Here is a 14,253-nt window from a genome sequence, read left to right on the forward strand (position 1 = left end):
GCCTTAACGGGTCTGGTGGGAACCGAGGAGTCACTTCTCTGGTTCCGATTGGGGGCGTTGACTGTCGTCCGTTTCTCTCCACGACGGGTTCGGGGAGAGGGCGGGCTATTGCAATTTGGTGTCTGAAAAGCTATTCTTGCGCGCCTTTTTGGTGGCGCAGGCCGTTTTTTAGTCGCTGTCAGCGCCGAATTCTAAGTTGAGTCACATTTGAGAGTGGCTCCCAATACGTGGAGTATGCCTCTATGGCACGTATTGCTGGTGTCAATGTACCAGACCACAAGCACGCCGTGATCTCCCTGACCCATATCTATGGGGTTGGTCGCACTACTGCTAAGTCTATTCTGGCAGCGGTTGGTATCGCTGAATCCACCAAAATCCGTGATCTGTCTGAAGAGCAGATTGAAACCATCCGTGGTGAAGTTGCAAAACTGACCGTGGAAGGTGATCTGCGCCGGGAAGTTTCCATGAACATCAAGCGTTTGATGGACCTGGGTTGCTTCCGCGGTCTGCGCCACCGTCGCAGCCTGCCGCTGCGTGGTCAGCGCACCAAGACTAATGCCCGTACCCGTAAGGGTCCGCGCAAGCCGATTCGCAAGTAAGACGCGGAATCGCGGTTTAACAAGCCCCTCTCCTCGGTTGAGATGGGGGGATTTGATACAGGATTTAGGATACAGGTATGGCTAAGCCAAAAACTACTGTTCGCAAAAAGGTCAAAAAGACCGTTGTCGACGGTATTGCCCACATCCACGCATCGTTTAACAACACGATCGTAACGATCACTGATCGTCAGGGTAATACCCTCAGCTGGGCCACTGCTGGTGGTTCCGGTTTCCGCGGCTCTCGTAAGAGCACGCCGTTTGCAGCCCAGGTTGCCGCAGAGCGCGCAGGTAATGCCGCTCAGGAATACGGCCTGAAAAACCTCGATGTCGAAGTTAAGGGCCCTGGCCCCGGTCGCGAATCCGCTGTTCGCGCACTGAACAACTGCGGCTTCAAGATTACCAACATCACCGACGTGACGCCGATCCCACATAATGGTTGTCGTCCGCCCAAGAAACGTCGCGTGTAAGAGGGGGCTGACAAAATGGCACGTTATATTGGACCAAAATGTAAGCTTTCCCGTCGGGAAGGTACCGATCTGCAGCTGAAAAGTGGTGTTCGCCCGCACGATTCCAAGTGCCGCGCGGAAACCAAGCCGGGCCAGCATGGCGCCGGTCGTGGTCGCCTGAGCGACTACGGTGTACAGCTGCGTGAAAAGCAGAAAGTTCGTCGCATCTACGGCGTACTGGAAAAGCAGTTCCGCAACTACTATAAGGAAGCGGCGCGCCTCAAGGGTGCTACCGGTGAAAACCTTCTGCAGCTGCTGGAAAAACGCCTGGACAACGTGGTTTACCGCATGGGCTTTGGTGCGACTCGCGCTGAAGCACGTCAGCTGGTTTCCCACAAGGCGATTCTGGTCAATGGCAGCGCGGTGAACATCCCGTCTTACCAGGTACAGGCTGGTGACGTGATTTCTATCCGTGAAAAAGCCAAGAAGCAGATGCGTATCCAGAATTCCGTTTCCCTCGCTGCCCAGCGTGGCGATGTCGAGTGGGTAGACGTCAACGCGAGCAAGCTGGAAGGCACGTTCAAGCGTGTTCCGGATCGCGTCGATCTGCCGGCAGAGATCAACGAAAACCTTATTGTGGAACTCTACTCCAAGTAAGGGATACAACTTTAAACAGGTATGGCTATGCAGACTGCTGTCAACGAGTTTTTGACACCGCGTCGTATTGACGTCACCGAGTACAACCCGAACCACGCCAAAGTGGTTCTGGAGCCGCTGGAGCGTGGTTTCGGCCACACTCTGGGCAACGCACTGCGTCGCATCCTGCTGTCCTCCATGCCGGGCTGCGCCGTCACTGAAGTCGAGATTGACGGTGTTGAGCACGAGTACAGCGCGATCGAAGGTGTGCAGGAAGATGTAATCGAAATCCTGCTGAACCTGAAAGACATCGCTGTGGTCATGCACGGCAAGGATCAGGCTGTTCTGAGCCTGAGCAAGAAGGGACCGGGTGCGGTGACCGCCGGAGATATCCAGGTAGATCACGACATCGAGATCGTTAATCCCGAGCACGTGATCGCCAACATCACCGGCGACGTGGAACTCAATCTGCGTCTGACCGTCGCGCGCGGCCGTGGCTACCAGCCCGCCGACGCCCGTCGTGAGGACGAGGAAGAGACCCGTTCAATCGGCCGTCTGCAGCTGGATGCATCCTTCAGCCCGGTGCGTCGCGTTTCTTACAGTGTGGAATCCGCACGTGTAGAGCAGCGCACCGACCTGGACAAGCTGGTTCTGGATCTGGAAACCAATGGTACCCTGGATCCTGAAGAGGCTATTCGCCGCGCCGCGACCATCCTGCAGCAGCAGCTGGCCGTGTTTGTGGACCTGGAGGACAACCGTCCGTCCGACAAGCCGGCTGAAGAGCCGGAAGTCGATCCGGTTCTGCTGCGTCCGGTGGACGACCTCGAGCTGACCGTGCGTTCGGCCAACTGTCTGAAGGCAGAAAACATCTACTACATCGGTGATCTGATTCAGCGCACCGAAGTAGAGCTGCTGAAGACCCCGAACCTGGGCAAGAAGTCCCTGACTGAGATCAAGGACGTTCTAGCCTCGCGCGGTCTGTCCCTGGGCATGCGTCTCGAGAACTGGCCGCCGGCCAGCCTCAAAGGCGACAGCAAGCTGAGCCCCCTGTAAGTATCTGGTAGGTGCGGCCAGTGGCCGTACGCTTAGAAAGAACCCGAGCGGTGTCTGGCCCCTGGCGAGCGCCGCTCCAGCACGACTTGCTGAGACAGCACCGTCGTTAGCAAAATGTCGTAAGGAATTGAGTTATGCGTCATCGCTATAGTGGCCGTAAATTCAGCCGTACCAGCGCCCATCGCAAAGCCATGTTCAAAAACATGACCGCGTCGCTGGTTGAACACGAACTGATTAAAACTACCCTGCCGAAAGCCAAGGAGCTGCGTCGCGTCGCCGAGCCGCTGATTACCCTGGCCAAGAAGGACAGTGTTGCCAATCGTCGTCTGGCCTTTGCCCGTCTCCGTGACAAGGATGCGGTCAAGAAGCTCTTCGAAGAGCTGGGCCCGCGCTACGAAGCCCGTCCGGGTGGCTACATCCGTATCCTGAAGTGCGGTTTCCGTGCTGGCGACAAGGCCCCGATGGCCTTCGTTGAGCTGGTGGATCGCCCTCAGGTTGAGGATGATGCCGCTGAAGCTGCTGAGGCGTAAGCACCAGTCAGCACCCGAAGACTCGCTCCGGTGAGTCTGCGAAAAAGCCGGTCACTGACCGGCTTTTTTTTCGCCTGTTTGGTGTAAAATCGCACCGCGACTCCAACCCGTCTACTCCTGAAGTCCCGGAGGTTTCCATGACCCTGCAGCAGTTGCTGGACAACCTGACCCCCCAGATCGTCGGTAGCCTCAAGCGTGCCATCGAACTCGGTAAGTGGCCGAATGGCCAGTCACTCACTGACCAGCAGCGCTCGCTTTGCGCCGAGGCCGTGGCCAACTGGGAGGCGAAGAACGTTCCTGCAGAGTCGCGGATTGGTTATGTACCGCCGAAGAAAACCGCGTGCGGTGATCAGGACGACGAGAAGCCTCTTACCTGGGCGTAGTATTTACCAGGCCATGGCATCGCCCGGTCGCGAGCCTTCAAACCCTGCGTCAGGGTCTGTAAACGTCTGCCAGCGGCAGGCGTGAATTCTCCCGCAGCGGCACTGAATCCCAATTCTCCGCACCTGACGCGTATTTGCACCCGCCTGCCTAGCGCTACCGTTAGTTCCCACTTGTCCTCACGATACACTGCGGTTCTATCCAACTGAGGACTCGGTGATGGGGGCACATATGGTGAGCACCAAGCACAAATTGGCGTTGTGGGCCGTGTCGTGTTTGACGGCTGGTGCCGTGGTGGCTGTTCTCGGGCTTACCCGCGGGGAGCCCGCCGGCAGTGACGACCTGATCCCTCTACCACCGCAAGTGGCGGGGAAGCTCGATCCTGCGCCAGAAGCCATAGCCGATGATACCCAACCGCTTCAGGATCAGGCAGTGGAGGCGCTGCTGGAACACCCGAGGGTGCAGGAATACCTCGCTGAAGAAACAGACAAGCGCGCGTTGCAGGATTACTTTGCGGGCGGGGACGGGGAGATCAGTGATGACGAAGCCTGGGCGCTGATCGAGCGCATCGAGCACGAGGGCAGGGTGCTTGCATTTGAGGCGTTGACCCTGAAGTTGGCGTGGCTTGATCGCAACAGCGATAACAAGGATGACTATGATCAGCGCTCGGCAGAGATCCTGGCGCAATATCGGCAACGGTCAGAACGCCAGTTACAGCAGTATGATCCCTACGAGGAAGTCCCGGGTTTTGCCCGCTACAAGGAACTTGAGGCGGAAATTGTCAGGGAAGTCCAGCAAATGGAATCCTTCCCTGAAGGGGTGTCGAGGCAAGCCTACCTGCGCCAGAGGCTACAGGCGGCGCGACAGGAAGCCTACGGGCACTGATGAAGAAGGCCGCACAATGTGCGGCCTTTTCCGTTAGTTCCAGGAGTGCTCAGAGCAGTCCGCCCACGAGGTCGTAAAACCAGTTGTTATTGTTTTCGAAGTCGGAGACCTGATCCGTTTCGTAGGCGCGGATCATCCCTCCGCCCTGGTAGTTGATGATGTTATCGAGAAAGACCCGGGTATCGAGCCCCAGCTCAGCGATCTCACCATACTGCAGGTCGAGCACCGTCGTGCAGTGGCTCTCATTAAAGTTACGGAACATCGGAAAGTAGTAACCCCAGTTGCTGGTCTGATCCAGCATGGGTATCAGGTTGTTGAAAGTGTCCTGCTGCCATTTGCTCCTCAACTTGGCCAGCCTGGAGTCCGGGTTAGGGTCATTGCTGATTTCGTCATAAAAGCGCTCGTAGGAGTATGACGAGAAGTTACCGTCGGCGAGAAAGTGGGTAATGCCCATGCGATCCCCTGGGAACTTTCCTGACAGGCCTGCGTAAAGGCTTGCCAGTGCGTCTGGGTCGAATCCAGGGGTAATGCTGGCGAGGAGATTGATCGGGTTTTCCTCATCGGGGTCGCCGCTATCGGTATAGGCAGTCCAGGAGTCCAGCACTTTGCTGTGTAGCGGTAGTGATGGGTAGGTGACCGGGTCATTACTGCTGCGCGGGGCATTGTAGAGGGGCCCCGAATCATCCAGCAGGTAACCGTAATCCACATTCATGTCTTCGCGCAGCTTCGAGTAATTGAGTAGCGCTCCAATACTGCCGGCACTGCAGCCCGCAGCTACCATCTGCTTCGGTTTCTGCAGGTTGTTCTTTACCCACGATGTCACGGCCTGGACATTGCGGAGCCCGTTGTGGTGGAAAACCAGATCGGGGTTCTGGCCAGTCGGATCCGTGTAGATCTCTGTTTTGTCCCCGACATAGATATCCCCAGTGCAGTACGGCACATAGACGATATTCCACTCTCCGGTCTTGTACTGGTCGTAGGGGTGGTGGGTATAAATCAGTGGTGAGGCTGCGGCTGTCCCCAGGTTCGAGGAGTTCTGGAAATCCAGCAGGTTGATGTTCTGCACATAATCATCCGGAATCCCGTTGGGATTGCGGGCGCCGCGAATACCGGCCTGTCCGGAACAGCTTTCGTAGTCCCAGCAGGCGCCGCCCCCTTCGAAGTAAAATATGGTGTTGCTGGTATCCGGCACCCGGTACACGAAGAACTTATACGGTGAACCATTACCACACATGGCGCCGGTGCTCGCCGGCACGTCCACTTTTTGCCAGTTGTTGTAGTCGGCAGGATCGAAGCCATCATTAAACGCCGCGTCGTCCATCGACAGCGGATACATACCTTCGGTTTCTGCCGGGGTGACTGGCGCATTGGCCTGTCGGGGAGAAGCAAGGTTGCCGAGGGTGGCCCAGAACCCATAGTCGCCGGGTTCGGCGAAGGCGCTGCTGCTCAGTGTGAGGGAGGCCAGTGCGAATGCAGTGGCTGCGTTACTTAACGTTCTTGTCATTTTGAATCCCCTTAGTGATTGGTGTTTTCTCTCTGGATCGGAGCCAGCGAATCAACGCAGTCGCACTTCAGGGAACAGCGAACCACTAACGACACCCTGTCGACAGCGATGCCGGCATCCTGTCCGCATCGCGCGTGGTAAATCGCCTGAAGAGTATGCAGTGCAGCGCCACTGGTCCAGCATATAAGCAGGGTCGACCATATGGTCAGGGGAAAATCTTGAGGTAAGTTTGATTCTGTTGAAGTGCTTCACAAAAAACGGAAGAAAGGCATGTCTCGTTTGCGTACCAGTTAACGCTCGTTGTTGTACCAACTAACCTGAGTTGCTCTGCATCTGTCCCGCGGGGACTTTATTTTCACGCGCCAGTCCGCAAAACTCGGGGGCAATAAACAGCGTATTGCTACTCCGGAGCATCTATGCGGGCAGTTCTCACATTCTCTCTGTTGTTGACGATCATCGTTTCCGCTGCCCTTGTCGGCATGCCGCCGCCGGTATCAAAACAGGTGGCCGCGGGAAGCTACATCGAGCAGGCGCAGGCTTACGATGTGGAAATACTGCGCGATCGTTGGGGAGTGCCACATATCTATGGCGTGACCGATGCGGATACGGCTTTCGGCCTCGCCTACGCCCATGCAGAGGATGACTTCGCCACAATCCAGGATGTGATTCTTGCGACCAGGGGCCGGCTGGCGGCGGAGCGGGGCCCGTCGGCGGCAAAAACCGATTACCTGGTGCAATGGATGGGGGTCTGGGAGGCAGTCGAACGGGACTACCCCAAATTGTCTGCAAACGCGCGGGCGGTGGCCGAGGGGTACGCCGCGGGGATCAACCTGTATGCGGCACAGAATCCAGAGGGTGTTTCCCGCTATCTGTTGCCAGTCACCGGTAAAGACCTGGTCGCGGGCTTCGCCTTCAAAACGCCAATGTTCTACGGCTTCGACAAGATCCTGGGGGAACTCCTGGATCCAGAGCGGCCGAGGGAAATTGCCAGGTCGGGTACTGAGGCGCTGTCGTGGGCAACAAGAGAGAGCCTGCCGATCGGCAGTCAGGGTATCGCCGTGGCCCCGCATCGCAGCGCTGACGATACTACCCGGCTGCTGATCAATTCCCACCAGCCTCTCACAGGTCCGGTTGCCTGGTATGAGGCCCGGGTACATTCACAGCAGGGCTGGAACATGGCCGGCTCCACCTTCCCCGCATCACCGGTCATCCTGCACGGTCACAATGAATCTCTCGGCTGGGCCAACACGGTCAATAAACCTGACCTGGTGGATATTTACCGGCTCAAAGTCAATCCGCGGAACCCAAACCAGTATCTCCTCGACGGCCAGTGGCGGGAGTTCGAAAAGCGCAAGGCGCGTATCCGGGTGAAGCTCCTCGGTCCATTACACTGGACGGTCACCAGGGAAATTCTCCTCGCTGAACATGGCCCGGTTTTTGAAACGGAGCACGGCACTTACGCGCTGCGTTGGGCGGGCATGGGGGAAGCCAGAACGCTCGACTTTATGCTGGCGTTGAACAAAGCCGGCAACCGCGCTGAATTCGAGGCCGCCCTGAAAATGCAGGCGATGCCGAGTATTAATTACGTCTACGCAGACCGCGAGGGCAATATTGGCCATTACTACAATGCCATGTTCCCGAAACGGATCGATGGCCCGGACTGGCGGGGTGATTTGCCCGGTGACCGGTCGGAACTCATCTGGGGTGACTATCGGGGTTTCAACTGGGTGCCGAAAACACGTAACCCAGCATCGGGGCTCGTATACAACGCCAATAATCCGCCGTTCCAGTCAACAGACGGTGACGATGATCCGTGGGTCGAGGATTTTCCGGTCTCCATGGGCATTGAAACCCAGATAACCAACCGCGCGCTGCAGATTGAAGCGCTTTACGGCAGCCGGGCAACAATATCGGCACAGGATTTCGAGCGTCTCAAGTACGATCATCACTACCACCCGGACAGTTATCAGGTCAGGGCCCTGCGGCAGTGGTTAGCCGCGGAAAAACCGCAGAGGCTTCAACAGGGCAAGTATGGTGCTGCATTACAGAGCCTGGCGCGGTGGAACCTTTCCACAGATAGCGAAAACCTGCAGGCGGCCCTGGCAATTCTGACACTGGCACCGGTTCAGGAAGCGCGGGGAAAACCTGTGCCCAATGGCGAGATAGATAAAGCCTTTACCGAAGCGGTCGATGTGCTGCACCGTTTTCACGACGGGGTGGAGGTGCCGTTTGGCAAGATCAATCGACACGTGCGTGGAGCGCAAAGCTGGGCCTTGAACGGCGGCCCTGACACATTACGGGCCGTGTACGGCGGGCCAATGAATGAGGAGGGCTCGTTCGAAAACCGTGCGGGGGACAGTTATATCATGCTGGTGGAATGGGACCGGACTGGGCGTGTGCGCTCTCGGGCAATCCACAACTTTGGCTCCGCGACGCTGGACCCGCAGTCTCCCCACTATGCCGATCAGGCAGCGCTGTTTGCCGCTGAAAAACTGCGCGAGGTGCCTTTTGCCAGAGCGGAACTCGAGGAGAATTTCTCGCGAAAATATCGCCCCATTAGTGCCACGGCTCCTGCGCCCGGTGCCGATCGCTGAGTTGAGTATGGGCTCAGATAACCCCGAAAGCCGAGAGCAGGCTGCGCCCGCCCAGTAACACGGTAACCAACAGTACCGCGCAGCCCAGCAGATTCTGCACGCGGTTGTTACGGTACTCGCCCAGCCGCGAAGTATTCATCTCCCACAGCAGGAAAGCTGTCACGACTGGCAGCAACAGGCCGTTGGCCACCTGTGCGAACCAGATAACCTCCACCGGGCGAACGCCGAGGGAGGCGATCACGCCCCCTGACAGCAGCACCGCCAGCCACGCGAGGCGGAAGCCGGCGGAGTCCAACCCCGCTCTCAGTCCCAGGATACCGCGCATTGCGTACGCGGCGGCCAGGGGCGCAGTCAGGGCAGAGGAAATACCGGCGGCGAAGAGGCCGATGCCGAGCAGGGTTGATGCGGCACTGCCGAACAGCGGAGCGAGTGCTCCCGCGAGCTCATCCGCTCTCTGAACTTCGATCTGGTGCTGGAAAAAAGCCGACGCTGCCGTGGCAAGAATGGCAATAGAAATCAGTCCTCCCAGCGGAATGGAAAATGCCAGGTCGCGGCGGGCTGCAGAAAGCTGCCGTGGATCTCGCCACTTTTCACTCACACTGGCGCTGTGCAGGAACAGGTTGTAGGGCACTACCGTGGTGCCGATCAACGCGATCACGGTCAGCGCGGCGCCGCTCGGGATGCCGGGAACCAGCAGGCCACTGAAGAGCGCGCCGAAATCCGGACGGGTGACAGCGAAGGTGGCGAGGAACGCGAGGCTCATCAAAGCCACGAGAAAAATCAGGGCCCGCTCGATTAACCGGTAGTTCCCACTCCATAGCAACAGGAAAGCGATAGCGGTAATCAGGATTGCGGGGACACTGACTGTATCCGAGCTTGCAGCGAAAAAATCCCGCGAGAAAGCCGAAACACCCACGGCGGCCCCGGCAATATTGCCGCCCTGGTAGGCGGCATTGCCAATAAAGATGGCGCTGATCACCAGCGCGATGGCGAACCAGCGGGCCACCGGGCGCTGGAAGCTCTCGCGAATATTTTCCCCCAGCCCGCGCTGGGTGACGATACCAAGGCGGGCGGCCATCTCCTGCAGGATCATGCTGGCACATACGGAAAACAGCAGGGCCCAGAGTAGTGCGTAACCGAAATTGGCCCCGGCCAGTGAAGCGGTGATGACCGTACCGGGGCCGATAAAGGCGGCGGTCACCATCGTGGCCGGGCCGATATTCAGGAAGTTGCCGATTTTCATTATTTTTATATCCGTGCCGGCTGTTGTTCTCTCGGGGAGGCTGGAGGCGCGGGCCGGCGTCCCGTGCACTCCTTTGCCGTCATGACAGCATCGGTTTCAGGAAGCGACCTGTGTGCGAGACCTCGTTTTCTGCCACGTCTTCGGGGGTGCCCGTGGCGATGATCTCGCCCCCGCCGGAGCCGCCTTCAGGGCCCAGGTCCACGATCCAGTCCGCGGTCTTGATGACGTCCAGGTTGTGTTCAATCACCACAATCGTGTTGCCGTGATCGCGCAGGCGATGGAGGACATCCAGCAACAGCTGGATATCGGCAAAGTGCAGGCCGGTGGTAGGCTCATCCAGGATGTACAGTGTCTTGCCGGTATCGCGTTTGGACAGTTCCCGCGAGAGCTTCACCCGCTGCGCCTCGCCACCGGAGAGCGTCGTGGCGGCCTGCCCCAGCTTGATATAGGAGAGGCCCACGTCCATGAGGGTTTGCAGTTTCTTGGCAATGGCAGGTACCGCATCGAAGAATTCCCGCGCTTCCTCCACTGTCATCTCCAGCACTTCGTGTATGTTCTTGCCCTTGAAGTGCACTTCCAGGGTTTCGCGGTTGTAGCGTTTGCCCTTGCAGGTGTCGCAGGGTACGTAGATGTCCGGCAGGAAATGCATCTCCACCTTGATGACGCCATCGCCCTGACAGGCCTCACAGCGCCCGCCCTTGACGTTGAAGCTGAAGCGGCCGGGCTTGTAGCCGCGGGAACGCGCTTCCTGGGTGCCGGCAAACAGGTCGCGAATGGGAGTGAAAATCCCCGTGTAGGTGGCCGGGTTGGAGCGCGGGGTGCGACCGATGGGGCTCTGGTCGATGTCCACACACTTGTCGAAGTGTTCCAGTCCCTCCACCTTCTTGTGCGGGGAAGCCTTGAGGGTAGTGGCCTTGTTCAGTGCCGTCGCGGCCAGCGGGTACAGGGTGGTATTGATCAGGGTGGATTTGCCGGATCCGGAGACACCGGTGACACAGGTAAAGAGGCCAACCGGGATTTCCAGTGTGACATCCTTCAGGTTGTTGCCGGTGGCCCCCTCGACGCGCAGCATATAGTCCGGCTCGGCGACGTAGCGCTCTTCCGGCACTGCGATTTCTTTTTTGCCAGAGAGGTACTGGCCGGTAAGTGAGCGCTCGCACTCGGCGATCTTTTCTGCCGTTCCCGCGGCCACCACTTCACCGCCGTGGACCCCGGCTCCGGGGCCGATATCCACGATGAAATCGGCACTGCGAATGGCGTCCTCATCGTGTTCCACCACGATCACGGTGTTACCCAGGTCCCGCAGGTGGGTGAGGGTGGCGAGCAGGCGTTCGTTATCCCGCTGGTGCAGACCGATGGAGGGTTCGTCGAGAATGTACATCACGCCCACGAGGCCCGCGCCGATCTGGCTGGCCAGGCGGATACGCTGCGCCTCGCCGCCGGAGAGGGTCTCCGCACTGCGGTTCAGGGTCAGGTAATTGAGCCCCACGTCCACCAGGAAGCGGAAGCGGTCGCGCAGTTCCTTGAGAATCTTGTCGGCGATCTCTTTCTGGGCACCGCTGAACTTCAGCTGGTGGGCAAAGTAGTCAAAGGCATCCCCCACCGGCAGTTCGGTGATCTGGGAGAGGGTGCGGTCGTCCACGAAGACATTGCGGGCCTCCCGGCGCAGGCGGGTGCCACCGCACTCCGGACAGCTCTGGGTGCTCAGGTACTTGGCCAGCTCGTCGCGCACAGACTGGGATTCGGTGTCGCGGTAACGGCGCTGGAAATTGGGGATGATGCCCTCGAAGGTGTGGCGGCGCACGGTCACATCACCGCGATCGTTGACGTAGCTGAAGTCGATCACGGTGTCGCCGCTGCCATGCAGGATCACTTGCCTGTCCTTTTTGCGCAGCTTTTTCCACGGTGTATCCAGATCGAAGCCGTAGTGCTCGGCGAGAGAGTCCAGCATGTGGTAGTAGTAGATATTGCGCCGGTCCCAGCCGCGAATGGCGCCCTCGGAAATGCTGCTCTCGGGGTCGAGGATCACCTTTTCCTCGTCGAAGAACTGCTTCACGCCCAGACCGTCACAGCTGGGGCAGGCCCCTGCCGGGTTGTTGAAGGAGAAGAGCCGCGGTTCCAGTTCGTTGAGTGAGTAATCGCATACGGGGCAGGCGTGGCGGGCAGAGAACAGCCGCTCTTCCTCGTCGCCCTCCATAAAGGCGATGGAAGCGATACCATCGGTCAGGGTCAGGGCGGTTTCGAAGGACTCTGCCAGGCGCAGCTGCAGGTCGCTGCGTACCTTGAACCGGTCCACCACCACTTCGACGGTGTGTTTCTTGCGCTTGTCGAGGCTGGGGGTGTCGTCCAGATCGCACACCACGCCGTCGATTCGGGCGCGGACGAAACCGTCCCGGCGCAGGCGCTCGAACACGTGCAGGTGCTCGCCCTTGCGATCGCGCACCACCGGTGCCAGCAGCATGACCTTGGTGCCCTCCGGCAGGGCCAATACCTGGTCCACCATCTGGCTGATGGTCTGTGCCTGCAGCGGCTCGCCGTGGTCCGGGCAGCGGGGTTCGCCGACACGGGCAAACAGCAGGCGCAGATAATCGTAAATCTCAGTGATGGTGCCCACGGTGGAGCGGGGGTTGTGGGAGGTGGACTTCTGCTCGATGGAAATGGCCGGGGAAAGCCCTTCCACGGTGTCCACGTCCGGCTTTTCCATCATGGACAGGAACTGTCGGGCATAGGTGGACAGGGACTCCACGTAGCGGCGCTGTCCCTCCGCATAGAGCGTGTCGAAGGCGAGTGAGGACTTACCAGAGCCGGACAGCCCGGTAATCACGATGAGTTTGTCGCGGGGAATGTCCAGATCGACATTCTTCAGGTTGTGGGTGCGCGCACCCCGTACGTAAATCGTGTCCACGCTCTACCTATCAGTTGGCCGGAAAAACAGCGAAGTATAAGCCCGCAGTCAAGTGCACCAAAACCTCACTGCTGGTCATGTCGATTCCCCGTGCCTACGTTAGGGAGCGGATCACCGGATTCCAACACGTCTACCCTGGGGCAGACGGGCGTGACGCATAAGTCTGAACCTGCGCGGAGTGGCCACTGACCTGTTTGCGCGCCGCTGGTACAATGCGCGCCCTCAGCCAACTGTCGTGACCCGGATTGCCCCATGAATTCCAATGAGCGCCGCGCCCTAGCGGGTCTCGCCTCCCTGTACGTGTTTCGCATGCTCGGCCTGTTCATGGTGCTGCCGGTCCTGTCCGTTTACGGTGCAGACTACGAGGGCAGTACCCCGGTCCTACTCGGCATCGCCCTGGGGGCCTATGGCCTGAGCCAGGCGCTGCTGCAGATCCCGCTGGGCATGCTGTCCGATCGCTGGGGGCGCAAGCCGGTCATCTACATGGGACTGGCAATCTTCGCGCTGGGCAGCCTCGTGGCGGCGCAGACGGATTCCGTCTATGGCCTGATTGCCGGGCGCATCCTGCAGGGCTGTGGTGCGATTGCTGCGGCCACCATGGCGCTGATGGCGGACCTGACCCGCTACGAGAACCGCGGCAAGGCGATGGCGGCCATCGGCGCGGCCATTGGCCTGGCATTTATGCTGGCGGTGATTCTCGGCCCGTTGCTGGCGGGTGTCGGTGGCCTTGCCGCCATTTTCTGGCTGACCGCAGCCCTGGCCCTGTTGGGTCTGCTGATTGCGTGGCGACTGGTGCCGAATCCGGAAAAGGCCCAGGGGCCGGGCGTCTACCGCGGCGATTTTCGCACCCTGCTGGCCAATGGCGAGATCTGGCAGTTGGTCAGCGGTGTCTTCTTTTCCCATCTGCTGCTCACCGCGCTGTTCGTGCCGCTGCCGCCGCTGCTGGTGGCCCAGCTGGACCTGCCGGGGGCAGAGCACTGGAAGCTCTATGGCCCGCTTATGCTCGGTTCCTTCGTGCTGATGCTGCCGCTGATGCGCCTCGCAGAGCGCAGTGGGCGGGTGCCGCTGGCGCTGATGCTGGCCCTTGTGGGGCTCGGCACCGGAAGCCTGGCACTGTGGGCGGACAACAGTTGGCTCCTGATCGGCCTGTTGGCAGTATTCTTCATTGCCTTCAATCTGCTGGAAGCACTGCTGCCGGCGCAGCTGACCCGCTCGGCGCCGGCCGAGTCCCGGGGCGGCGCGTCCGGGCTTTACGCCACCCTGCAGTTCCTGGGGGCCTTTGCCGGTGGTGTGCTTGGTGGCTACCTGTATGGCCTCGGCGGCGCCGGAGCCGTTGCCCTGCTGGGGCTCGCGGTGGTGGTCCTGTGGGCGCTGCTCTGGTGGCGGCTGGGGGCGCGCCTGTTGTATGCTGCTGGATAAATATCCAAATAATCGTCGCCGGCCTGTTTGAAGGTCCGGCGGTGTTGTCAGAACTGAA

12 protein-coding genes are annotated in these 14,253 nt (G+C 59.5%); 9 read left to right on the top strand and 3 right to left on the bottom strand.

The features are described 5' to 3' along the window. Positions 1–242: 242 nt before the first annotated feature. The 7 genes from rpsM (at position 243) to AUP74_RS06965 (ending at position 4,530) form a co-directional block, all read left to right on the top strand. Entirely contained in the window at positions 243–599 is a 357-nt protein-coding gene (gene rpsM / locus AUP74_RS06935; RefSeq protein WP_069946939.1) for a 30S ribosomal protein S13, read from the top strand. Between the two features lie 77 nt (positions 600–676). Beyond that, complete coding sequence (rpsK, locus tag AUP74_RS06940; protein WP_069946940.1) at positions 677–1,066, top strand: 30S ribosomal protein S11; 390 nt, start codon at positions 677–679, stop codon at positions 1,064–1,066. A gap of 15 nt (positions 1,067–1,081) precedes the next feature. Continuing rightward, positions 1,082–1,702 carry a 30S ribosomal protein S4 gene (gene rpsD / locus AUP74_RS06945; protein WP_069946941.1) on the top strand — a complete coding sequence of 207 codons (621 nt, stop codon included), beginning with the start codon at positions 1,082–1,084 and terminating at the stop codon, positions 1,700–1,702. Positions 1,703–1,729: 27 nt separating this feature from the next. Next, positions 1,730–2,734 carry a DNA-directed RNA polymerase subunit alpha gene (locus AUP74_RS06950; RefSeq protein ID WP_069946942.1) on the top strand — a complete coding sequence of 335 codons (1,005 nt, stop codon included), beginning with the start codon at positions 1,730–1,732 and terminating at the stop codon, positions 2,732–2,734. A gap of 134 nt (positions 2,735–2,868) precedes the next feature. Then, on the top strand, positions 2,869–3,264 hold the full coding sequence (gene rplQ / locus AUP74_RS06955; protein ID WP_069946943.1) for a 50S ribosomal protein L17: 396 nt from the start codon (positions 2,869–2,871) through the stop codon (positions 3,262–3,264). A 137-nt stretch (positions 3,265–3,401) separates the two neighbouring features. Continuing rightward, positions 3,402–3,647 carry a DUF1315 family protein gene (locus AUP74_RS06960; RefSeq protein ID WP_069946944.1) on the top strand — a complete coding sequence of 82 codons (246 nt, stop codon included), beginning with the start codon at positions 3,402–3,404 and terminating at the stop codon, positions 3,645–3,647. Positions 3,648–3,876: 229 nt separating this feature from the next. After that, positions 3,877–4,530 carry a hypothetical protein gene (locus AUP74_RS06965; RefSeq protein WP_145924336.1) on the top strand — a complete coding sequence of 218 codons (654 nt, stop codon included), beginning with the start codon at positions 3,877–3,879 and terminating at the stop codon, positions 4,528–4,530. A 49-nt stretch (positions 4,531–4,579) separates the two neighbouring features. Here AUP74_RS06965 and AUP74_RS06970 read toward each other — a convergent pair whose 3' ends face one another. After that, positions 4,580–6,034, bottom strand: coding sequence for a pectin acetylesterase-family hydrolase (locus tag AUP74_RS06970; RefSeq protein ID WP_069946946.1), 1,455 nt, complete (start codon positions 6,032–6,034; stop codon positions 4,580–4,582). 416 nt (positions 6,035–6,450) lie between these two features. Here AUP74_RS06970 and AUP74_RS06975 point away from each other — a divergent pair, with 416 nt between their 5' ends. Then, entirely contained in the window at positions 6,451–8,628 is a 2,178-nt protein-coding gene (locus AUP74_RS06975; protein ID WP_069946947.1) for an acylase, read from the top strand. 13 nt (positions 8,629–8,641) lie between these two features. Here AUP74_RS06975 and AUP74_RS06980 read toward each other — a convergent pair whose 3' ends face one another. Together AUP74_RS06980 and uvrA are read right to left on the bottom strand one after the other, a co-directional pair. After that, the gene (locus AUP74_RS06980; protein ID WP_193427354.1) at positions 8,642–9,871 is read right to left on the bottom strand and encodes an Nramp family divalent metal transporter; all 1,230 of its coding nucleotides are present in this window, start codon (positions 9,869–9,871) and stop codon (positions 8,642–8,644) included. A gap of 79 nt (positions 9,872–9,950) precedes the next feature. After that, positions 9,951–12,776, bottom strand: a complete 2,826-nt coding sequence (uvrA, locus tag AUP74_RS06985; RefSeq protein WP_069946948.1) for an excinuclease ABC subunit UvrA — start codon at positions 12,774–12,776, stop codon at positions 9,951–9,953. A gap of 252 nt (positions 12,777–13,028) precedes the next feature. On the opposite strand from uvrA, the gene AUP74_RS06990 reads away from it, so the two are divergent. Then, on the top strand, positions 13,029–14,195 hold the full coding sequence (locus tag AUP74_RS06990) for an MFS transporter (protein ID WP_069946949.1): 1,167 nt from the start codon (positions 13,029–13,031) through the stop codon (positions 14,193–14,195). The last annotated feature ends 58 nt before the right edge of the window (positions 14,196–14,253 follow it).

It is taken from the genome of Microbulbifer aggregans (assembly GCF_001750105.1).
Lineage (GTDB): Bacteria > Pseudomonadota > Gammaproteobacteria > Pseudomonadales > Cellvibrionaceae > Microbulbifer > Microbulbifer aggregans.